This window comes from Nakamurella sp. PAMC28650 (assembly GCF_014303395.1).
GTDB lineage: Bacteria > Actinomycetota > Actinomycetes > Mycobacteriales > Nakamurellaceae > Nakamurella.
In genome coordinates, this window is sequence record NZ_CP060298.1 from 4,886,665 (window position 1) to 4,909,011 (window position 22,347).

A 22,347-nucleotide genomic window follows, 5' to 3' on the forward strand; every position below is an offset into this window, starting at 1 on the left:
GCTCAGCAGGACGTCCCGGCGGTGGTGGGCGCCAGGGGCGGCCCGACTGCCGAACGCACCCTGACCGGCGTTTCCAGAACCGGGATCCCGAGGTTCCCGGCGACCGCATTCTGCGCGAGTCTGGCCACCACGGCCCGGTCGACCTGGTCGCGACCGGTCCCGGCGATCGCCGGGATCGGCGGCAGCCACTGCACTTTCACCGTGCAGTCCCGAGCACTCAGGACTCGCCGGACGCTTCCGACGAGGGTCTCGGCGCCGACGAAGGCGGGCACCGTGGTCGGCGCGTCGGCGGCGTCGAGATACCGGAGGGTCACCGGGGAGATGACGACACCGGCGTCCAGCGCCGCCTGGAAGGCCGCCCGGCGGAAGGGATCCAGGGCGCCGCCACACCGGGTCGTCGCCTCCGGGAACACCTGCACCCTGGAACCGCCGCGCAGCGCTGCGGTGATCGCCGCTACCGCCTCTGGCAGATCACGCAGGCGTTCCCGTTGCAGGAAGAGGGTTCCCGTCCGTCGGGCGGCGACACCGACCAGCGGCCAGGCCCCGACTTCGGCCTTGGCCACCATCTGCATCGGCGCCGACGCCGCCAGCGCGAGGATGTCCAGCCAGGAGACATGGTTGCCCACCACCAGACTCGGGCCAGAGCGTGGACGACCCTCGACGAGGATCCGGACGCCGACCGCCCGCAGGATCCACCGCGAGACACGTTGCAGGGAACAGGCTCCGCGCCGGTCGCGGCCGTGCCCCGGAATGCAGGCGACGAGCACGATGAATCCGACTCCGCAACCCAGCGCGGCGACCAGTGCCGCCCACCGTGCTGCCCGGCGGCCACTTCCCACCGGCTGGTCCGGCTCCCGGGCGCAGGAGTCGTCACACGCGGTTTCCCGGCAGAGCGTCATCTCGCGTCCCGGAGGAGATTGGAACCGCTGTCCCCGAGGAAGCTGTCCCCGAGGAAGAAGCGTAGGTAACGCTGATCGGCGGTCTCGAGGTCCAGCAGGACGAGGAAATCAGCGGTACCGAAGGCGGAGTCCAGGGCCGGCGGTCCGCAGACCACTGCTCCCAGCCTGAGGTAGCCACGCAGCAGCGGGGGCACGACCCGACGCAACGGACGCGGGATCCCGGTGGGATCGAACGCGGTCCGTGGACGGCACAGCAGGTGTTCCGGAGCCAGATGTCGTGCCTGCACCAGGTCGGCGAAGGATGCGGCGGCGGCCCCGCCGTCGGCCAGGCTGATGGACGCGCAGCCCATCAGGTACCGATAGCCGGTGAGTTGCATGTACCGCGCGATCCCGCCCCAGAGCAGGGAAATGGGAGCGGCGCCCCGGTGGGCATCCGCCACGCAGGATCGCCCGGCCTCTACCGTGCGGTCCAGAATGGCTTCGAGCGGGGAGAGATCGAACTCGGTGTGGGAGTAGAGGCCGTGTCCACGAGGATCGGAATCGTTGGCGTGCGGAGGAAGCAGCCGATAGGTGGCGACGGCCGTCCCACGCCGGTCATCGGAGTGATCCAGCGAACGCACGACGAGGTGATCACACAGATCGTCGAATTCGTCGACGTCCAGACCATCGGGGCCGGGAGTGATGGCACCGCATTCGGTGCTGAAGACGTCGTACCGGAGCTGTTGGGCGGCAAGTACATCGACGGCGTCTGCAGCGAGAGTGACGCGATAGCCGACGGAGTCAGGTCGACGGGGGTCTGCGGCTTCGACCTGTAACTCAGTAGTGGTCACGTTCTACAGAGTGTGCGGGCCCTCGTGGTGGCAGCACCGAATGCCGCGCATACGCCTGATGACGAATGCATGAATCTCGCGTGCCCTGCGCGTCTGGCGCACGCTGTTACCCGGCCGGGTCGTGTGTTGCCCGGCCGGCGTGTGTGTTGCCCGGTCGCGCAGACAGAACTGCCCAGAAACGCCGATCCGGGGGCGTGTCCGGGCAGTTCCGTCAGCGCCGGGCACAACGGTCTGCGCGGAACCCCCGGGAAGCCGCGGAACCCCGGGAAGCCGCGGAACCCCGGGAAGCCGCGGAACCCCGGGAAGCCGCGGAAACCCGGGAAGCGCGGAAACCCGGGAAGCCGCGGAACCCCCCGGAGGTCCCGGGCCGGGAGGGGGGTCAGCCCTTGCGGGTCTTGATCGCCGAAGCCAACTGCGGCGCCACCGTAAAAAGGTCACCCACCACCCCGAAGTCGGCGATCTCGAAGATCGGCGCATCGGTGTCCTTGTTCACCGCCACGATCGTCTTGGACGTCTGCATCCCCGCCCGATGCTGGATCGCCCCGGAAATCCCCAACGCCACATACAACTGCGGAGACACCGTCGTCCCGGTCTGACCCACCTGGAACTGATGCGGGTAGTACCCCGAATCCACCGCCGCCCGCGAGGCACCCACCGCGCCGCCGAGCACATCGGCCAACTCCTCCACCACGTGGAAATTGTCCGCCGACCCGACCCCACGCCCACCGGACACCACGATCTTCGCGCCACCCAACTCCGGACGATCACCCTTGTCCTCCGGCAACCACTGCGACACCCTCGTGGCCGACACCGCATCCACCGACGTCGCCAACACCACCACCGGCGGCGCGAGGACCGCCACCGGATCACCCTCGATCGCGTTGCCACGCACCGAGATCACCGGCACCCCCCGCGACACCTGATACCGGGTCGTGTACGCACCGCCGAACACCGACAGCGTCGCCACCACCACCCCGTCCTCCAACGCCACATCCACCACATCGGCCAACACACCCGAATCCAGCCGCACCGCCAACCGCCCCGCGATCTCCCGACCGTCGAACGTCGCCGCCACCAACACCGCCGCCGGCACCCCACCAGCAGCCACCGCCGCCTGCAACGCCGCCACCTGCGGAGTCAACAACCACTCCGCCGGATCAGCGGACTCCGCCGCGAAGATCTTGCTCGCCCCCGCCGCACCCAACTGCTCCGACAAAGCCGCCGCCGTCCCGACCGCGCCGACCACCACCGCCACCGGCGTCCCGATCCTGGCCGCCGCCACCAACAACTCCACCGTCAACTTCTTCACGCCACCATCAGCGTGCTCCACCAACACCAACACATCACTCATGACCAAAACCCTCCCACGCTCCAGGAAACCGCCCAGTACCCCAACAACTCAGACAAGCCGCTGCGCCACCAGGAACTCAGCGATACCATTCCCGGCCTCACCATCATCGGTGACCTTCTCACCCGCAGACTTCAACGGACGAGGAGCACCCGACACCACCTGCGTCGAAGCATTGGCCAACCCCAAAGTCCCCGGATCCAACCCCAGATCCGCCGCCGACAACACCGACACCGGCTTGGACTTCGCCGCCATGATCCCCTTGAAATTCGGATACCGCGGCTCACCGATCTTCTCGTTCACCGACAACACCAACGGCAACGACGCCGACACCTTCGCCGCGCCGCCCTCCACCACCCGCTCAGCGCTCAACACCGAACCCTCCACCGCCACCTTCACCACCGACGTCACCGCCGGCATCCCCAACCGCTCCGCCAACATCGCCGGCATCGACGCAGTCCGACCATCGGTGGCCTCATTCCCGGTGATCACCAAATCCACCTGCAACGACCGCAACGCCGCCGCCAACGCCGCCGACGTCTGCAACGCATCCGAACCCGCCAACGCATCATCCAACACATGCACCGCCCGATGCGCCCCCATCGCCAACGCCTTGCGCAACGACTCCGCCGCCCGCGCCGGACCCATCGTCACCACCGTCACCTGACCACCATGAACCTCGGTCAACTGCAAACCGACCTCCACCGCCTTGGAATCGATCTCATCGATCACCGCATCAGAAGCATCACGATCCAACACCCAATCAGACTCCCGCAACCGACGCTCGGAATACGTATCCGGCACCTGCTTCACCAGAACGGCAATTTCCATGGCCCTACCAACCTCTCGGTGATTCCCTCTGTGGTTACTTCGTCGACTCCACACGCCTGGTACAGATCTCCGTGCGCCCGGTACAGATCGTGCAGCGGGTCCCGGTTCGCCATGGTTCCACCCAACCCGGTCCCGGTGGGCCCCGCGCCAGGTAAGTTACTGACCAGTAGCTTAGCTCAGATACCGTTCCTCCCGGGGGATGCACAATTACGCAAACCCGCGAACCACGCCCGGCGTGGCACGCTGTGATCGTGTCTTCTTCCGAGCCCCGCCTCACCCCGCCCGCCGCATCCGGTTCCCAGCACGAACTGACCGGCGAAGAGATCAACGGACTGAGGTCCAACGTCCCGTTCACCACGCACATCCTGCTGGTCGGGTCGATGTTGCTGTTCTTCCTGATCGCGACCCTGATCACACTCCAGACCAGCTGGGAGTGGTGGCTGATCCCGGCCGTCGTCGCCGTTCCGGTGGTCGTCGTCCTGGGGCAGCGCTACCAGAGGGTCCAGAAGGCGCGTGAGGCCCGCCGGCTGATGGAGGCAGAACTGCGCGCCGCGCGGAACCCGAACGGTACGTCGAACCGGCCCGGCTCCGGCCGATGATCCCCGTCCCCGTCATCATGGACGTGGACACCGGAATCGACGACGCGATGTCCCTGCTGTTCGCTGTCCGTCATCCCGGTATCGACCTGCGGGCGGTGACCTGCGTCGTCGGAAACACCGGGGTCGACCAGGTGGCAGCCAACACCCGCTACGTGCTGGACGCAGCCGGGGCCGGTGACATCCCGGTGGCGAGAGGCTCGGCACGACCGATGTTGGTACCCCCGGCCGACGCCAGCCATGTGCACGGGCCGGACGGTCTCGGTGGGTTCTCCCGCCCGTCGGACCGCCGGATGAGCCCGTTCTCCGCAGTGGAACTGCTGCGACGCGAGCTGATGGCCGCCGTCGGCACCGGCGAGAAGATCACGCTGGTGCCCAGCGCCCCGCTGACCAACATCGCCCTGCTGCTGCGAACCCATCCCGAGGTGGCGGCCGGGATCGAACGCATTCTGTTCATGGGCGGCTCTGCATCGGTCGGGAACGCCACGGCCGCAGCCGAGTTCAACGTGTGGCACGACCCGGAGGCCGCGGCGGTCGCGTTGACCGCGGCCGGCGAGCTGGACATCCCGGTGACCATGTACGGCCTGGATGTGTTCAACGACGTCGTGATCAGCCGCGCCGAGGCTGCGCGACTGCGGGGGGCGCTGGACCCGGGCGCACAACTGGCCGGCTCGCTCATCGAGTTCTCCTGCAACACCTTCGGTACCGACGAGGCGACCATCGGCGACGCGGGGACCACCTGTGCGGTGGTGGATCCGGACGGCCTCACGACCCGGCGGTTTCCCGTCCAGGTCGAACTGGGCAACGGCCTCGCCCGCGGCCAGACCCTCGTCGACCGGCGGACCTGGATCGGCGATCACAAGGCGGACCCGCACCAGGCCCGCCCGACGATGGTCGACGTCGCACTCGGTGTCGACGCGCGCCGCTACGCCGACCTGTGGTTGCAGACCATCCGGGGCTGAGCAGTGCAGGGTCAGTCCTGGACCCCGATGTCCTCGTTCCACAGCGAGGGCTCCGCGGAGATGAAGTCCGTCATCATCTGCACGCAGTCGGCATCGTCGACGACGATCACCTCGACGCCACGACTGCGGAGCAGATCCTCTGCGCCGTAGAAGGTCCGGTTCTCGCCGATGATCACCCGAGGAATCTTGTAGAGCAGGATCGCCCCGGTGCACATGTCGCACGGAGACAGGGTGGTGATCATCGTGGCTCTGGCGTAGACCGCGGCCGGAAGGCGACCGGCGTTCTCGAGGCAGTCGGTTTCGCCGTGCCTGATCGCGCTCGACTGCTGGACGCGTTGATTGGATCCGGTCGCCAGCACCTTGCCGTCGACGACCAACGCCGCGCCGATCGGGATGCCGCCCTCGGCCCGGCCGGCGGCGGCCGCCCCCCTGGCCGCAGCGAGATGTTCGAGGTCGGCGGCGGTAGGTGTGCTCTGGGCCAAGACGAACCTCCGGAGGTCGAGGGGGACCTGCACTCACAGGGAGCCTGACACCAGCTCACAGAGATCATCGTCGCACCCCTGGCATATTGGACCGGATGCGGACCAAGATCTTCACTTCGATGCCCGGCGTGCGGCCCCGGGAGCGACGACTGCTCGGCGCGGCGGCGCTCGTCCCGATCGTCACCGGCGCCGTGGTCGAACTGGCCCCCGCGCGCTTTCGAATGTCGACGACACCCCCTGTCCTGCACGCCGTGTCGTTCCGTGGCCCGTTGGCTCTGGCCTTGTCCGTCTCCGGAGTGATCAGCTTCCTGACGGTGGGACTCGGTCGTTCCACCGTCCGTCCGTGGCGACGGATCACGCTGACCGCCGCCCTGCTGTCGACCGGGATAGGACATGCCGGGGTCCTGCTCCGCCGTGGCTGGGCGACGCCCGCACTGCCGGGCCACGCCGACCTGGTGGTGGTCAGTCTGAACACGCTGGCCGGGGCGGCCACCCCTGAGCAGGTCGCCGCCCTGGTGACGGCGGAGATGTCCGGCGCGAACGCCGCCATGGTCGCGCTGCCGGAGACGACGGCGACCCTCGCGAAGGAATGCGCAGAACTGCTGGCCGAACAGGGGTTTCGGTTCCAGGTCTTCTCGACCAGCGAGGGTCCACGGGAGTCCGACAGCACCAGCCTGCTGGTGAGCGAGAGGATGGGCATCTATCGGCAGCTTCCGTCCCCGAAGATGCTGCTGGGTGCCGTCGTTGCGGTCCCCGCGAACGGCTCTGGCCCGACCTTCGCGGCCGTCCACCCGGGCGCCCCGGTGCCCTCGGTCGGGTACCCCCAGTGGCGGGACTACGTCACCAGCGCGGTCGACATCTGTCGCCACCACGAGGATTCGGTCGTGGCCGGGGACTTCAACACGACCATCGACCACGCCATGATGCGGGACTTGGCCCCGTGTTTCGACGCCGCCGTCGCCGCCGGTCGCGGGGCCGAAGGCACCTGGCCTTCCCACTTCCCCGCTCCGCTGGCCGCCCCCATCGACCACGTGCTGGTCAACGGGGGCTACTCGGTCCTCGGGACCAGGACCGAACGCGTCGGGGCCAGCGATCACCGGGCGGTCATCGCACGTCTGCGCCGGGTGCAGCCTCTGCACTCGTAGCATGGTGCGGCACCCCGGGGGCGAGGGATCGCTAGGGGAGGTTCATCAGGGTATCCATCGCGGCTGCCCCGCCGAGACCCGAGACACCGCCGCCCCGAACGGTTCCGGCCCCGGCGAGCAAAATCCTCGAGCAACCCGCGACCTGCGTGCCGAAACGCTCCGCGGTGGACGGTTCGGCGTCGTCCGACAGCCACGGCCAGCTCAGATCGCCATGGAAGATGTTCCCGCCCGGCATCCCGAGGGAGGCCTCGACGTCCAGCGGAGAGGCGATTTCCAGGCACAGCTCACCGGCCGCGTCCCGGGCCAGGCAATCCTCCAACGGTTCGGCCAGATGCATCTGCAGGGCGCCCAGCGCCGCTTCCGCCGCCCGCTTCCGGGCCCCGTCCGGGTCGTCCGTGAAGAGCCCGTCCGGTGCATGCAGCCCGAACAGCGTCAGGGTCGCCCCCGGGTGGCCGTTCAGGATGGACGGGTCGGTGAGCGAATGGCAGTAGACCTCACCGGGCATCGGGTCCGGGATGCGGCCGGCAGCCGATGCCCGGTAGGCCTCCTCGAGCTGGTCGAAGCTCTCCTCCAGATGCGTGGTCCCGGCGAAGGCGGTCGCCGGGTCGACACCCGAGGCAAGTCGCGGCAAGCGTTCGAGCAGCATGTTGATCTTGATCTGCGCCCCCACCGGACGCACGACCTCGCGGCCGAGCCAACCGTCCACCACGGCGGGCGCGACCGCGGCCAGGAGGTGATCGGAACTGAAGTCGCGGCCGTCCTCGGTGCACACCCTGACGCCGTCCGCGTCCTCGTCGGCGGACGTCACCCTGGCTCCGGTGATGATCTGCACCCCGAGTCGCCGGGCGGTGGCGGTGAGGGCGTCGGCCAGCGCGCCCATGCCACCGATCGGCACCAACCACTCGCCGGTCCCCCGCCCGATCAGGTGGTAGAGGAAGCAGCGGTTGGCCAGGAGTGACTCGTCCAGAAGGGAGGCGTGCGTGCCGATCAGAGCATCCGTCGCGACGATCCCACGCACCAGGTCGTCATCGAATCGACGGCTGATCGCCTCCCCGATGGGAACTTCGAACAGGTCGGTCCACAACTGCCGACCGGCGGCCTCGACGACCAGATCGCGCACCTGTGCCCGTCGCAGCATCGGGCCGGAGAGTGCCGGCGCGACGACACGCGCCACCGCCGACAGCTCGCCGTAGAACTGCTGCCACGCCCGGAAATCGTGATCCGAGCCGGTGAGCGCCCGGAAGGAATCAGCGCTGGCCGTGCCGGCCCGACGTTCCACCAGCAGTCCGCCGGCCCGACCGGATCGCCGGAACGGCGTGTAGGACGAGACCTCGCGCGACGCAAGGGTCAGATCGATGCCCAGGCGGGCGATCAGCTCCTGCGGCATCAACGAGACCAGGTAGGAGTAACGGCTGAGCCGCACGGGCAGGCCACGGAAAACGCGGGTGCCGATGCTGGCTCCGCCCAGGTCGCCTGCGGCCTCCAGAACGGTCACCTCTCGGCCGGACTGGGCGGCGAGGATCGCGGCCACCAGACCGTTGTGACCACCGCCGACCACCAGCACCCGTTGTCGCGCCGCCGCAGCATCCAGCCGACCGCCGACCGATTCCGACCCGAACGTCATCGCATGCACCCGATTCTCCTGCCGCCGGCCGACCTGCTCCGTGGCCACCTGATCGGCCCAGCGTAGAGGTGCGTCGTCCCCGAAGCTCAGGATCGGCCGGCCGTCGGGCCCAGCCGATATGCTGCCCGGGACGAGGAGAATCTGAGGCTCCCACCGCTCCGAGCTGCCGCTGACGAACGACGACGACCTCTGACGACAACCTCTGGAGAGAGCTCATGACGACGCCGGACCCCGGCCCACCACCGTACGGTGAACGGCCCTCCCTGGATGCCTCTGCCCCGACAGCGGCGGGCCCGAGCTCGCCCGGGCCGAGCGCGGCGGACCAATGGGCCGCTGGTGGCTACCCCTCGCCGGCGACCGGCGCGTACCCGCCGGTCACCCCGTACCCGGCCGCCTCCTACCCGGTCGACCCCTACCCGGTCGACCCGGCCACGAATGGCTACGCCCCCGGTGTCCAACCGACCGCGGGCTATCCGATCCTTCCCGATCCGAATCTGCCGGTGTACCCACCGGGCGGGTACCCACCGGGCGGGTACGCAGCAGCCGCGTACCCACCGCCCGGGTACCCACCAGCCGGGTACGCAGCAGCCGGCTACCAGCAGGCCCCGGGATACCCGCTCCAGCCCGGGGCATATTCGGGTCCCGGCTACGGCGCGGGCTTCCCGGGCGGCTACCCGGTGGCCACTCGCAACGGCATGGGGACCGCCGCACTGGTGCTCGGCATCATCGGTGTCGTGCTCTGCTGGAACGGCATCGGCATCGTCCTTGGCATCCTGGCCATCATCTTCGGCAGTGTAGGACTGGGCCGGGCGAAGCGGGGCGCAGCCACCAACCGGAGCACGGCGCTGGCCGGGCTGATCCTGGGGATCATCGCGCTGGCCCTGTTCGTCTTCCTGGTGATCATCGCCGTCGCGACGGTGAGTTTCGGCGTGTCCCGGTAGTCACCGGCTTCTGCTCGCCGCCTCGACCCACCGCGCGGCGGCCCGGGTCCTCGGCCCGGGGCCCTCGGTCCGCCGCGGCTGTCGGTGCAGATGGTTACGGTGAGCGGGTGCCACCTGTGACCAACACCGATACCGCTCCCGACGCCCACAACCTGACGGTGGCGGCGCCGTCCAAGACCACGCCGTCGTCCCCTGACGGCACGAAAGGCCCCGCCGTCGGTTGGATCCGGCGACTGTGGTCCTACTGCATGAAGCATCCACGGATCACCTGGATGGCCGGTCTGTCCGCCCTCGCCGGTGTCGGCCTCGGCGCGCTCACCCCGCTGCTCACCGGGTCCGCGGTCGACCATGCGACCTCGGGCCGCACCGCCGGTCTGTCCTTGGTGATCATCGCGCTGGTGGTCCTCGCGCTGGTGCGGTTCGTGTCCTCGTTCATCCGCCGCTGGGCCGGCGGCCGCCTCTCGCTCGACGTCCAGCACGACATGCGTCAGGACGTGTTCGCCGCGCTCGCCCGGCTGGACGGCGCCGCCCAGGATGCGCTGCGCACCGGGCAGGTCGTCTCGCGCGCTTCCTCCGACCTGCAGGTGGTGCAGGGGCTGCTGGCCATCGTCCCGCTGTCGGCCGGCCAGGTCGTGCTGTTCGTCGCCTCGCTCGCGATCATGATCGTGCTCTCCCCTCTGCTGACCCTGACGGCGCTGCTCACCATCCCGGCGGTCTACCTGCTGACCAGAGCCACCAGGACCACCCTGTTCCCCGCCACCTGGGCGGCGCAGCAGTCGGCCGCAGAAGTCGCCGAGATCGTCGAGGAGGACGTCACCGGGGTTCGAGTCGTCAAGGGCTTCGGTCAGGAGGACCGCGAGGTCGGCCGTCTCCGCCGGGGCGCGGCCAAGCTGTACGCCGACCGGATGCGAGCCGTGCGGCTGACCGCCCGGTTGAACCCGGGACTGGTCGCGATGACCTCGATCGGTCAGGTCGGGGTGCTGGCGCTGGGTGGCTACCTGGCGCTGCACGGAAGCATCACCATCGGGACCTTCCTGGCGTTCAACCTGTATCTGTCCCAACTGGTCGCTCCGACGAGAACGTTGTCGTTCCTGCTGATCCTCGGCCAGCAGGCCAGGGCGTCGGTGGAACGGGTGGTCGAGATCATCGATTCCAAGGCCGCGATCACCGATCCGGTCGGAGCCGCCGCGCCGATCCCGTCTGGCCCGATCGGGGTCAAGCTGGAGGGCGTCCGCTTCGGCTACACCCAGGACGAGCCGGTGCTGGACGACTTCACCCTGCACGTCGCCGCCGGTTCCACGGTAGCGCTGGTCGGAGCCTCCGGTTCCGGCAAGTCGACCGTGTCGTTGCTGCTCCCCCGCTTCTACGAAGGTCAGGCCGGGAGCATCCGGCTCGGCGGCACCGACATCCGCCAGTTCCGGCTGGCCGACCTCCGTCGCACGGTCGGCGTCGTGTTCGAGGAGGCGTTCCTGTTCTCCGACAGCATCGCCGCGAACATCGCCTACGGACGGCCGGACGCCACCGACGCGGACATCAGGGCCGCCGCCGAGGCGGCCGAGGCCGACGAGTTCATCACCGCACTGCCGGACGGCTACGACACGGTGATCGGCGAGCGCGGATTGACTCTGTCCGGCGGGCAGCGGCAGCGCCTCGCGCTGGCCAGAGCCATGATCACCGACCCCCGGGTGCTGATCCTGGATGACGCCACCAGCGCCGTCGACCCGGCCACCGAGGCAGCGATCCACAGCACGTTGCACCGACTGACCGCCGACCGCACCACGATCCTGATCGCGCATCGGCGGAGCACGCTCGCGCTGGCCGACACCGTGGCCATGGTGGTGGCCGGGCGGGTCATCGATGTCGGGACCCACCAGGATTTGCTCGTCAGGTGCGAGCCCTACCGCGAGTTGCTGGGCGGCGAGGGCGAGGAGATCGAGGACGAGCGGCCGACGAAGGTGTTGTCGCACGAGCGGGCCCCGGCCGATGGCGAGACGACCCCAGGGCTCTGGCCGGAGGTCGAGCAAGACCCGATCGATCGATCGCTGCAGGCTCCGATGGCCGGCGGTGCACCCAGGCTCGGAGGCGGTGCTGGAGCCCGTGGCGGCCGAGCCGGCGCCGCCAGGGCCGGCGGCGGCGGAATGGGTGGAGGTGGTATCGGCGGCATGCTCGGGTCGCTGCCCGCCACCCCTGAACTGCTGGCCAGGGTCGATGCTCTTCCGCCCGCCACCGATCCCCCACCACCCGAACTCGGCGGCGACCTGATCGTGGCCAGGACCGGTCGACAGACACTCCCGGCCGGAGCGGACGACGGCGCCCAGCCCCTACCGGGCCGGCTGTCGCTGAGTCGCACGCTCAGACCGGTCCGCGCCCTGCTGCTCCTCTCGCTCCTGCTGATCGCACTGGACGCGGGTGCAGGTCTGGCCCTGCCGGTGCTGATCAGACATGGGGTCGACAGCGGCGTCTCCAAGGGGGTGATCAGCGTCGTCTGGATCTCCTCCGTCATCTCCCTGTTGATCGTGATCGCCGACTACGGCGTCCAACGATGGCAACTCGTCGTCACCGGCAAGGCCGGCGAGACCGTCCTCTACGGGCTGCGGATCCGGGAGTTCGCCCATCTGCAACGGTTGGGTCTGGACTTCTACGAGCGCGAGATGGCCGGCCGCATCATGACCAGGATGACGACGGACGTGGACGCCCTGTCCTCGTTCCTGCAGACCGGCCTCGTCACGTCGGTCGTCTCGCTGGCCACGTTCGGCGGCATCGCGGTGATCCTGCTGTTCATGAACCTCGGGCTGGCGTTGCTGGCCTTCACCGTGCTGCCGCCGCTGTTCGTGGCCACCGTGCTGTTCCGGCGTTACTCCACCAAGGCCTACATCGAGGCGAGGGAGAAGGTCAGCATCGTCAACGCCGACCTGCAGGAGAACGTGTCGGGCATGCGGATCACCCAGGCACTGGGTCGGGAGGAGACCAACGCGGCCGGCTTCGCGGCTCGGAGCGAGGACTACCGCCGGTCGAGAATGCGGGCCCAGACAGCTATTTCGATCTACTTCCCGTTCGTGGCACTGCTCAGCGAACTGGCTGCGGCCCTGGTGCTCGGTGTCGGCGCCCACCGGGTGGTCACCGGCGCTGTGAGTGCGGGCACGCTGCTGGCGTTCGTTCTGTACCTCGACTCCTTCTTCTCCCCGATCCAGCAGCTGTCGCAGATCTTCGACGGATACCAGCAGGCCACCGTCGGTCTGAGCCGGATCGGCGACCTGCTCTCCACCCCGACCTCCACCCCACCTGCGCCGGACCCGATCCTGGCTCCCCCGTTGGCGGGCCGGGTGGCGGCCGTCGCCGTCGGATTCAACTACTCCACCGCCCAGCCCGGTGCGGCGGCGGCACTGTCCGGTGTGACCCTGGACATCGCCTCCGGCGAGACCATCGCCATCGTCGGTCCCACCGGGGCCGGCAAGTCGACCCTGGTCAAGCTGATCGCCCGTTACTACGACGTCACCTCCGGAGCAATCCTGATCGACGGGATCGACGTGCGGACGTTCGAACTGGGCTCCTACCGCCGTCAGCTCGGGGTCGTCCCCCAGGAGCCCCACCTGTTCAGCGGGACGGTGCGTGACAACATCGCCTACGGTCGGCCGGACGCGTCCGACGCCTCGGTCGAAGCGGCGGCCAGAGCGGTCGGTGCGATCGGGGCCATCGCCGGGCTGCGCGGCGGGTTCCACCACGCCGTGGAGGAGCGGGGACGAAACCTGTCGGCCGGGCAACGGCAGCTGATCTCGCTGGCCCGCGCCGAGTTGGTGGATCCGGAACTCCTGCTGCTGGACGAGGCCACCGCGGCGCTCGATCCGGCCGCCGAGGCTGCCGTGCTCGCCGCCACCGACCGGCTGGCCCGCGGCCGGACCACCATCGTCGTCGCGCACCGGCTCACCACCGCCGCGCGCGCCGACCGGATCGTCGTGATGGACCACGGCAGAGTGGCCGAGATCGGCACGCACGAGGACCTGCTCACCCGGGGCGGGGTCTACTCCCGCCTCTACTCCCAGGAGCCGTGAAGCCGGCCGGTCGACGTTGACGCCCACCCACCGGTGTGGACAACTCCGTCCTCGTCCTGTCGCATCTCGTTACAGTTGGTCGGACAGACGAGGAATTCCGGCGGCCGGAGAGGTGGTGGGACGTGACGACGTTCAAGCTGCCGAATCATCTGCTGACCCTCGAGGAGTGGGACGACCTTCCGGAAGAGGGCTATCGGTGGGCGGAACTGGCGGAGGGCGTGCTGCAGGTGAGCCCGAGCCCCGCCATGAAACATCAACTCGCATCGTCGGAGTTGTTGCTGGCGCTGGGCCCGACAGCGCGGGTTGCCGGATTCAGGGTCGTCACCGACATGGACGTACTCGTCGATCCGGTCTTCCCGGCGACCGTGCGTCGGCCGGACCTGTCGATCGTCGACCTGTCCAGCGCCGATCCGGAACGCCTCGTGGCCCGGAACGTGGTGCTCGCCGTCGAGATCGTCTCACCGGGATCCGGTCACCGGGATCGGGTCACCAAGCCTTCGGTGTACGCCAAGGCCGGCATCTTGAGCTATTGGATCCTCGACATCGCCGGTTCCGCTGCCGTTCTCGACGTCTTCGAGCTGGAGGGGCAGGCCTACCGGCGGGTCCAGCACGCCGACGGCGGCACGGTGGTGATCACCGCGCCGTTCACCGTCGCCATCGATGTGGACGCTCTGCTCACTCGGTGAGATTCTCGGCCGGACGTCCGACCCGCGAGTAGCTTGACGGGTATGACCTCGCGCCACGATGCGTACCAACCGCCGGCCCTCCAGGATCTCCTCGGCATCGACGCCACCCTGTCCGACACCGAGCGGGACATCAGGGCGGCCACCAAGGAACTCGTGGACGACCTGGTCAGACCACACATCGCCGGCTGGTACGCCGACGGCAGCATTCCGGCCCGCAAGCTCGCGCTCCAGTTCGGCGAAGCAGGTCTGCTGGGCATGCACCTGGACGGATACGGGTGCGCCGGCGCGTCCGCCGTCGAATACGGCCTGGCCTGCCTGGAACTGGAGGCCGGCGACTCCGGCATCCGCTCGCTGGTCTCCGTCCAGGGTTCGCTGGCCATGTACCCGATCTGGGAATACGGGTCGGAGGCCCAGAAGGATCGCTGGCTGCCGGGGATGGCTGCGGGCGAGCTGATCGGCTGCTTCGGGCTCACCGAGCCCGACTCGGGATCCGACCCGGGTTCGATGATCACCCGCGCGACCCCCACCGCCGACGGTTACCTGCTCAACGGCGTCAAGATGTGGATCACCAACGGCACACTCGCGGATGTCGCGGTGATCTGGGCGAAGGTCGCCGATCCGGAGTCGGGCAAGGACGTCGTGCGCGGCTTCGTGGTGCCGACCGACAGCCCGGGCTTCAGCGCCCACGAGGTCCCGGCCAAGCTCTCGCTCCGCGCGTCGGTCACGGCCGAGCTCGTGTTCCGGGACATCGCACTGCCCGCGGACGCTGTTCTGCCCGGCGTCAGAGGCCTCCGCGGTCCCCTTTCCTGCCTGACCCAGGCGCGCGCCGGAATCCTCTTCGGCGCCCTCGGTGCCGCCCGCGACGCGCTGGCCACCGCGATCGACTACTCCCTCTCCCGCAGCCAGTTCGGCAAACCGCTCGCCGGGTTCCAGCTGACGCAGGCCAAGCTCGCCGACATGACCACCGCCTGGACCGCCGCGTACCTGATGGCGTTGCACATCGGCCGTGGAGTGGACGCCGGGACGACCACCCCGGCCGCCGTCTCGATGGGGAAGCTCAACTCCACCCGGACCGCCCTGGAGATCGCCAGGACCTGCCGGACCATCCTGGGGGCCAACGGCATCACCGGCGACTACCCGGTGATGCGGCACGCGGCCAACCTGGAGACGGTGCTGACCTACGAGGGGACCGCCGAGATCCACCAGCTGGTGCTGGGCAAGGCGCTCACCGGCCTCGACGCATTCGCCTGAGGCCCAGATCACCGGGCCGTGGCGGTCAGGTTGCGTCCGCGGCCCGGGTTCTGCTGTGAGCCTTTCCATCGCACTCGTGTGAGGGATGTCCCGCGGTTGATACCCACGGTCCGGCCCGTGCGGACTAGCCTTGGGTGGCCTACCCCACGTCCATTTCTCGAGAAGGCGGATTGCGACAGTGTCGTCAGCCACCAAGCCGGAGTTCGGTCCCAACGACTGGTTCGTCGAGGAGAAGTACAACCAATTCCTCAGCGATCCGGCCAGCGTCGAGCAGATCTGGCGAGATTTCTTCACCGATCCGGTTGCCGAGCAGAAGAAGGCCTCCGGATCGAATGGCAACGGCGCCGTTCCTCCCGCCAACGCTGCAGCTGCGTCACCGCCTGCGGCTGCGCCGGTGACGCCCACGTCGTCGGTGACCTCCACCGCCCCGGCAACAGCGGCTCCGACCTCCAAGACCCCACCTCCCCCACCGCCACCGCCGTCCCGTCACAACGGTGCCAACGCGGCGTCCTCCGCTCCGTCGGCCCGGCCTGCGTCGCCCGTCACCGGCCCACCGGCCACCGCGAAGCCGGTTGCGGCGACCGCTCCCGAACCGGTGAAACCCGCTCAGCGGACCGCGACCACGGCAACCCCTGACGACCTGGTCGTGAACAAGGCCGCCAAGGCGGCACGGGTGGCCGAGAAATCGGGCTCGGACGACGTCTCGGCCCCCCTGCGCGGAGCCCAGGCCGCGGTGGTCCGCAACATGACCGCCTCGCTCGAGGTCCCGACGGCCACCTCGGTCCGCGCCGTCCCGGCCAAGCTGATCGCGGACAACCGCATCGTCATCAACAACTTCCTGCGCCGCAACCGCGGCGGCAAGGTGTCGTTCACGCACCTGATCGGCTATGCGATCGTGCGCGCTCTGGGCGCCTACCCGACGATGAACCGTCACTTCGCCGAGGCCGACGGCAAGCCGCAGGTGATCACCCCGGCCCACGTCAACCTCGGTCTGGCCATCGATCTGCCCGGCAAGAACGGCCAGCGGTCGCTGGTCGTCGTACCGATCCGCAACTGCGAGGGGATGTCCTTCACCCAGTTCTGGGCCGCCTACGAAGCAGTGGTGCGGAAGGCGCGCAACGGCGCCCTGACGGCAGAGGACTACGCCGGAACCACGGTGTCGCTGACCAATCCCGGCGGAATCGGCACGGTGCATTCGGTCCCCCGGCTGATGGCCGGCCAGGGCACCATCATCGGTGTCGGCGCCATGGAGTACCCCGCGGCCTTCCAGGGAGCCAGCGAGCAGACCCTCTCCGAGCTCGGCATCTCCAAGATCATGACGCTGACCTCGACCTACGACCACCGGATCATCCAGGGTGCCGAGTCGGGCGAGTTCCTGCGCAGGATCCACCAGCTGCTGCTGGGCGAGGACGGCTTCTACGACGAGGTGTTCACCTCGTTGCGGCTGCCCTACGAGCCGGTGCGCTGGGTGCAGGACTTCGATGCCGGGCGCGCCGGCACGGTGGACCGCACCGCCCGCGTGCTCGAGGTGATCGACGCCTACCGGACCCGTGGTCACCTGATGGCCGACACCGACCCGCTGAACTACCGCCAACGTCGGCACCCGGACCTCGATGTGCTCTCCCACGGACTGACCCTCTGGGATCTCGATCGGGAGTTCCCGGTCGGCGGATTCAACAACGCCGAATACATGAAGCTCCGCGACGTCCTCGGTGTGCTGCGTGATTCCTATTGCCGCACAGTCGGTGTCGAGTACATGCACATCATGGATCCGGTCCAGCGGAAGTGGATCCAGCAGCGCGTCGAGGTCAAGCGGGACAAGCCCACCCAGGCCGAGCAGAAGTACATCCTGGGCCGGCTCAACGCCGCCGAGGCCTTCGAGACGTTCCTGCAGACCAAGTACATCGGGCAGAAGCGCTTCTCCCTCGAGGGCGGCGAGACCGTCATCGCCCTGCTGGACGCCGCACTGAACCGGGCGGCCGAGTACGGCATGCACGAGGTCGTCGTCGGGATGGCACACCGCGGCCGGCTCAACGTGCTGGCCAACATCATCGGCAAGCCGTACCAGCAGATCTTCCGCGAGTTCGAGGGCAACCTCGACCCGCGGCAGGCCCACGGTTCCGGGGACGTCAAGTACCACCTGGGCGCCGAGGGCAAGTACATCCGTCCGTTCGGTGACGGGCAGGTCGACGTGTCCCTGGTCGCCAACCCGTCCCACCTCGAGGTCGTCGACCCGGTGCTGGAGGGTGTCGCCAGGGCCAAGCAGGATCTGCTGAACCTCGGCGAGGGCGGATTCACCGTGCTGCCGATCGCGTTGCACGGTGACGCGGCTTTCGCCGGGCAGGGTGTCGTCGCCGAGACGATGAACCTCTCGCAACTCCGCGGCTACCGCACCGGCGGCACCGTGCACGTGATCATCAACAACCAGGTCGGTTTCACCACCGCCCCTGAGGCGTCTCGTTCGTCCGAGTACTGCACGGATGTGGCGAAGATGATCCAGGCCCCGATCTTCCACGTGAACGGCGACGATCCGGAGGCAGCCGTCTGGGTCTCGCGGCTGGCGGTGGAATACCGTCAGGCGTTCGGCCAGGACGTCGTCATCGACATGGTCTGCTACCGACGCCGCGGTCACAACGAGGGTGACGACCCCTCGATGACGAACCCCCTGATGTACCAGATCATCGACGGCAAGCGCTCGGTCCGGCGGATCTACACCGAGGCCCTGATCGGCCGCGGTGATCTGTCCACGGAAGATGCCGAGGAGTCACTGCGGGACTACCACCAGCAGCTCGAACGGGTCTTCAACGAGGTCAAGGAACTGGAGCGGGGCATTGCCACGCCGTCGCCCTCGATGGAGGCGGAACAGCCGATCCCACCGAAGGTGGAAACCGCGATCTCGCTCGAGACCCTGCACCGGATCGCCGATGCGCAGGTCGACCTGCCCGCTGGCTTCACCGCGCACCCCCGCGTGAAGACGGTCCTGGAGCGTCGGGTCGAGATGTCCCGCCACGGCGGCATCGACTGGGCGTTCGGCGAACTGCTGGCGTTCGGCTCGATCGCCATGGACGGCCGGTTGGTCCGGCTCTCCGGGCAGGACTCGCGTCGCGGCACCTTCGTGCAGCGGCACGCGGCCCTGATCGACCGGAACAACGGCAGCGAATACATCCCGCTGCAGAACCTGTCGGAGGGCCAGGGCAAATTCCTGGCCTACGACTCGGCGCTGACGGAGTACGCGGGCCTGGGCTTCGAGTACGGCTACTCGGTGGCCAATCGTGAGGCGCTGGTCCTCTGGGAGGCGCAATTCGGTGATTTCGTCAACGGGGCGCAGTCCATCATCGACGAGTACCTGTCCTCGGGCGAGGCGAAGTGGAGCCAGCAGACCGGTGTCGTGCTGCTGCTCCCGCACGGTCACGAGGGTCAGGGTCCTGATCACACCTCGGGACGGATCGAGCGCTTCCTCCAGCTCTGCGCCGAGGGTTCGATGACGGTGGCCGTGCCCTCGACCCCGGCGAACTACTTCCACCTGCTGCGCCGGCACGTCTTCGACGGCGTGCACCGACCGATGATCGTCTTCACCCCGAAGTCGATGCTGCGCAACAAGGCTGCGGTGTCATCGGTGGAGGATTTCACCGAGGGCAAGTTCCAGTCGGTCATCCCGGACGGCACCGTGAACCCTGCGGCGGTGAAGAAGGTGCTGTTCACCTCGGGCAAGCTCTACTGGGAGCTGGACGCCTACCGGAGGGCCCACGACATCACCGACACGGCCATCGTCCGGATCGAGCAGATCTACCCGGTGCCGCGCCGGAAGCTGGCCCACATCCTGGAGTCCTACCCGGAGGTCACCGACTTCCGCTGGGTGCAGGAGGAGCCGGCGAACCAGGGGTCCTGGACCTTCCTGGCCCTCGCTCTCCCGGAGATGATCCCGACGCTGACCGGGATCAAGCGGGTGTCCCGCCGCGCCATGGCGGCACCCTCTGCCGGCTCGCTCCGGGTGCACGAGGTTGAGCAGGCCGCCGTCATCGCCGCCGCCTTCGCCGACTAACCCGGACCTCCGCGCATACGGTTGTGCCCGGCGCTCTTCGAAATGCCCGGATCTGCCTCAAAACAGGCAGCTCCGGGCATTTCTATCTGCGCTCGGCACCGTGACTTGTCCCCAACCTTCCAACCATCCACATTCGTCCACCATCGCTGGCCCGGCGGCGTCCGCCGCGCCAGGCTGTTGCGTCATGGAGACCTCCGCACTGCAGGAAGATCTACGGCTGATCGGATCGACCGGCCATGGGCTGGTGATCGCCTCGACCGCTCGTGACTTCGGAATCTCCGACAAGGTGCTCCGTCGTCTGGAGCGCAATGGATTGCTGATGCAGTTGGGCAGTGGAATCTACGCGCCGGTCAAGTCGTACGACGCCGCAACCACCTGGGGCCGATTCGACCTGCGCAGCCGTGCCTGGGCCCTGAGCGCCAGGAACGACGGCCACGCCGCGGACTTCTCGGCGGCCGCCGTTCTCGGTCTCCCGATGTGGGGAGACCCGCCGGTCCTACCGCGTCTGCTGCGACCCGGTTCGGCACATCGCGGACATTCTCGGACGCCCAACGGCCGGATCAGGTACGGCTGGCTCCCGGCCCCTCACCAGTGGAGGTGGTCCGGCGTGCCGGTGACCAGTGCGTCCTACGCCTGCATCGACGTCATCCGGATGAGCAGCCGACTGCAGGGTCTCACCATCGCCGACTATGCCCTGGCCATTGGCATCTCGCGAGACCAACTGTGGCAGATCGCCGAGAAGCTCCAGCATTACAAGGGAATGGAGTCGGTCCATTGGGTACTCGCTCGTGCGGACGGCCGATCGGAAAGCCCCCTGGAATCCGCCGGTCGACTGGCGTGCCACGTCTTCGACCTCCCCGAGGTCATTTCGAACCCCTGGATCCACGGTGGACCATCACCGAGACGCGTTGACCTGTTGCTGCCCGAGCACGGAATCATCCTGGAAGGTGACGGCGGGCTCAAGTACAACGATCGTCCTGACGCAGCAAAGGTCGTGGCACAGCAGGTGGAACGCGAACGGGAACTGCGCGATCTCGACTTCGAGGTTCTGCGCTTCGATGCAGCACTGGTTCTGGGTCGCCCCGCTGTCCTGGCCGCTCGAATCCGCCGAACCATTGCCCGCAGAAGCGGACGGGCGGTCCCCACCTGCTGGAGCCTGGAGGCCCCGCCCGGATTCTCAGGCGCGGGCCTCGGAGGGGGTTGGCCGGTTCCCGGCTTCGCCCACAAGATCTGAGCAGCGTCCATCCGACTGTCCTGTGGGCCGGTGCCCAACCAGGCCCCACCGCGCATACGGTCCTGCCCAATGAGGTCGCGCCGACAGCCAGAATGGGCAGAATCAGACGCGCCGGGAAAGACCGTATGCGCACCAGGGGGCCGGCCGGGGGTCAGGGGGCCGGCGGCGGGTCAGCGGGGGTCAGGGGGACGGGCGGGGGTCAGGGGGGCGGGTCAGCGGGGGCGGGTCAGAGGGGGCGGGGGGTCAGGCGGAGCGTAGGCCGGCGCGCCAGACGGCGTGCGTCATGGGCAGGCCGGGGCGGTAGGCGAGGTAGTGATGGCTGGGGGCGTCGAGCACATGCAGGTCGGCGCGCATACCGGGTGCGATGACGCCGACATCGTTCCGCGCCAGCGCTCTTGCCCCGCCGAGGGTGGCTGCGGCCACCGCCTCGTCGGCGGTCAGCCCGCACTGCAGCACCGCCAGCGCGACGGCGAGCGCCATCGACGGGGTGTAGCAGGATCCGGGATTGCAGTTGGACGCGATCGCCACGGTGGCACCGGCGTCGGCCAGCTTCCGGCCGGGGGCCGGGGGCTGCCGGGTGGACAGGTCGCACACCGGCAGCAGGGTGGCGACGGTGGACGAGCCGGCCAGCAGATCGATGTCCCGCGACGACAGATAGGTGCAGTGATCGACCGACACGGCGCCGCAGTCCACGGCCATCCGCACCCCGGAACCCTCGCCGAGCTGATTGCCGTGCACCTTGAGCCCCAGGCCCTTGCGAATCCCGGCCGCGAGCACCCGGCGGGAACGCGCCTCGTCGAAAGCCCCTTTCTCGCAGAAGACGTCGATGAACTGGACCTGCGGGGCGATCGCCTCCAGCATCGGTCCGCAGACCAGATCGAGGTAGGCATCCGGGTCGGAGGCGAACTCCGGAGCGTTGACGTGCGCGCCGAGGAAGGTGACGGCGTCCACGCCCCCGGCCGCCGCGACCACCGCCGACCGGACCTCGTCGACGGTGGTCAGGCCGTAGCCGGTCTTGGTCTCGATGCACGTGGTGCCGCCGGCCACCATCTCCGCCACCCGCCGCGCCAGCAACCCGGACAACTCGGCGTTGGAGGCCTCCCGCGTGGCGGCCACCGTGGTGATGATCCCGCCCGCCTCGTAGGGCTCGCCGGCCATCCGGGCCGAGAACTCGGCCGACCGGTCACCCGCGAAGACCAGGTGACTGTGCGAATCGACCCATCCGGGGAGCACCGCACGTCCACCGGCGTCGAAGGACGAATCGGCGTCCGGCGCAGCCGACCGCGGCCCGACCCAGACGATCCGGTCACCCTGGATGACGACCGCCGCATCCTCGATGATGCCCAACAGACCGGTCCCCACCGCCGGATCATTGGTGACCAGGTTCGAGATCCGGCTCACCACCGTCGATCTGTCCATCGAGACAT

At 68.8% G+C, this 22,347-nt stretch carries 16 protein-coding genes; 9 read left to right on the top strand and 7 right to left on the bottom strand.

All coding sequences use genetic code 11. The annotated features are described in order from the left end of the window. Window positions 1–2 precede the first annotated feature (2 nt). The 4 genes from H7F38_RS22215 to H7F38_RS22230 all read right to left on the bottom strand — a co-directional run bounded on the left by H7F38_RS22215 (window position 3) and on the right by H7F38_RS22230 (window position 3,908). The gene (locus H7F38_RS22215; RefSeq protein ID WP_187091802.1) at window positions 3–899 is read right to left on the bottom strand and encodes a 1-acyl-sn-glycerol-3-phosphate acyltransferase; all 897 of its coding nucleotides are present in this window, start codon (window positions 897–899) and stop codon (window positions 3–5) included. After that, a complete protein-coding gene (locus H7F38_RS22220; protein ID WP_187091803.1) occupies window positions 896–1,729 on the bottom strand; it encodes a GNAT family N-acetyltransferase in 834 nt (277 codons plus the stop codon). The genes H7F38_RS22215 and H7F38_RS22220 overlap by 4 nt, the downstream gene beginning before the upstream one ends. Before the next feature lie 379 nt (window positions 1,730–2,108). Then, window positions 2,109–3,080, bottom strand: coding sequence for an electron transfer flavoprotein subunit alpha/FixB family protein (locus tag H7F38_RS22225; RefSeq protein WP_187091804.1), 972 nt, complete (start codon window positions 3,078–3,080; stop codon window positions 2,109–2,111). A gap of 48 nt (window positions 3,081–3,128) precedes the next feature. After that, window positions 3,129–3,908, bottom strand: coding sequence for an electron transfer flavoprotein subunit beta/FixA family protein (locus H7F38_RS22230; RefSeq protein WP_187091805.1), 780 nt, complete (start codon window positions 3,906–3,908; stop codon window positions 3,129–3,131). Between the two features lie 251 nt (window positions 3,909–4,159). Here H7F38_RS22230 and H7F38_RS22235 point away from each other — a divergent pair, with 251 nt between their 5' ends. Both H7F38_RS22235 and H7F38_RS22240 read left to right on the top strand, forming a co-directional pair. Then, window positions 4,160–4,507 carry a hypothetical protein gene (locus H7F38_RS22235; RefSeq protein WP_187091806.1) on the top strand — a complete coding sequence of 116 codons (348 nt, stop codon included), beginning with the start codon at window positions 4,160–4,162 and terminating at the stop codon, window positions 4,505–4,507. Next, window positions 4,504–5,466, top strand: a complete 963-nt coding sequence (locus H7F38_RS22240; RefSeq protein ID WP_187091807.1) for a nucleoside hydrolase — start codon at window positions 4,504–4,506, stop codon at window positions 5,464–5,466. The genes H7F38_RS22235 and H7F38_RS22240 overlap by 4 nt, the downstream gene beginning before the upstream one ends. Before the next feature lie 11 nt (window positions 5,467–5,477). Here H7F38_RS22240 and H7F38_RS22245 read toward each other — a convergent pair whose 3' ends face one another. Next, window positions 5,478–5,948, bottom strand: coding sequence for a nucleoside deaminase (locus H7F38_RS22245; protein WP_187094906.1), 471 nt, complete (start codon window positions 5,946–5,948; stop codon window positions 5,478–5,480). A 95-nt stretch (window positions 5,949–6,043) separates the two neighbouring features. On the opposite strand from H7F38_RS22245, the gene H7F38_RS22250 reads away from it, so the two are divergent. Then, complete coding sequence (locus tag H7F38_RS22250; RefSeq protein ID WP_187091808.1) at window positions 6,044–7,093, top strand: endonuclease/exonuclease/phosphatase family protein; 1,050 nt, start codon at window positions 6,044–6,046, stop codon at window positions 7,091–7,093. Between the two features lie 31 nt (window positions 7,094–7,124). Here H7F38_RS22250 and H7F38_RS22255 read toward each other — a convergent pair whose 3' ends face one another. Next, on the bottom strand, window positions 7,125–8,765 hold the full coding sequence (locus H7F38_RS22255; protein WP_255498122.1) for an NAD(P)/FAD-dependent oxidoreductase: 1,641 nt from the start codon (window positions 8,763–8,765) through the stop codon (window positions 7,125–7,127). Window positions 8,766–8,932: 167 nt separating this feature from the next. On the opposite strand from H7F38_RS22255, the gene H7F38_RS22260 reads away from it, so the two are divergent. From H7F38_RS22260 to H7F38_RS22285, 6 genes are all read left to right on the top strand, one after another. Continuing rightward, window positions 8,933–9,658, top strand: coding sequence for a DUF4190 domain-containing protein (locus tag H7F38_RS22260; RefSeq protein WP_187091809.1), 726 nt, complete (start codon window positions 8,933–8,935; stop codon window positions 9,656–9,658). Window positions 9,659–9,774: 116 nt separating this feature from the next. Next, window positions 9,775–13,707 (top strand): ABC transporter ATP-binding protein, encoded by a 3,933-nt coding sequence (locus H7F38_RS22265; RefSeq protein WP_255498123.1) that lies wholly within the window; start codon window positions 9,775–9,777, stop codon window positions 13,705–13,707. 122 nt (window positions 13,708–13,829) lie between these two features. After that, on the top strand, window positions 13,830–14,393 hold the full coding sequence (locus H7F38_RS22270) for a Uma2 family endonuclease (protein WP_187091810.1): 564 nt from the start codon (window positions 13,830–13,832) through the stop codon (window positions 14,391–14,393). Between the two features lie 42 nt (window positions 14,394–14,435). Continuing rightward, on the top strand, window positions 14,436–15,644 hold the full coding sequence (locus tag H7F38_RS22275) for an acyl-CoA dehydrogenase family protein (RefSeq protein WP_187091811.1): 1,209 nt from the start codon (window positions 14,436–14,438) through the stop codon (window positions 15,642–15,644). A gap of 178 nt (window positions 15,645–15,822) precedes the next feature. After that, window positions 15,823–19,686, top strand: coding sequence for a multifunctional oxoglutarate decarboxylase/oxoglutarate dehydrogenase thiamine pyrophosphate-binding subunit/dihydrolipoyllysine-residue succinyltransferase subunit (locus tag H7F38_RS22280; RefSeq protein WP_187091812.1), 3,864 nt, complete (start codon window positions 15,823–15,825; stop codon window positions 19,684–19,686). Window positions 19,687–19,870: 184 nt separating this feature from the next. Then, on the top strand, window positions 19,871–20,920 hold the full coding sequence (locus H7F38_RS22285; protein WP_187091813.1) for a type IV toxin-antitoxin system AbiEi family antitoxin domain-containing protein: 1,050 nt from the start codon (window positions 19,871–19,873) through the stop codon (window positions 20,918–20,920). A 243-nt stretch (window positions 20,921–21,163) separates the two neighbouring features. On the opposite strand, the gene hutI is transcribed toward H7F38_RS22285, so the two are convergent. Next, window positions 21,164–22,339, bottom strand: a complete 1,176-nt coding sequence (hutI, locus tag H7F38_RS22290; protein ID WP_187094909.1) for an imidazolonepropionase — start codon at window positions 22,337–22,339, stop codon at window positions 21,164–21,166. Window positions 22,340–22,347 lie beyond the last annotated feature (8 nt).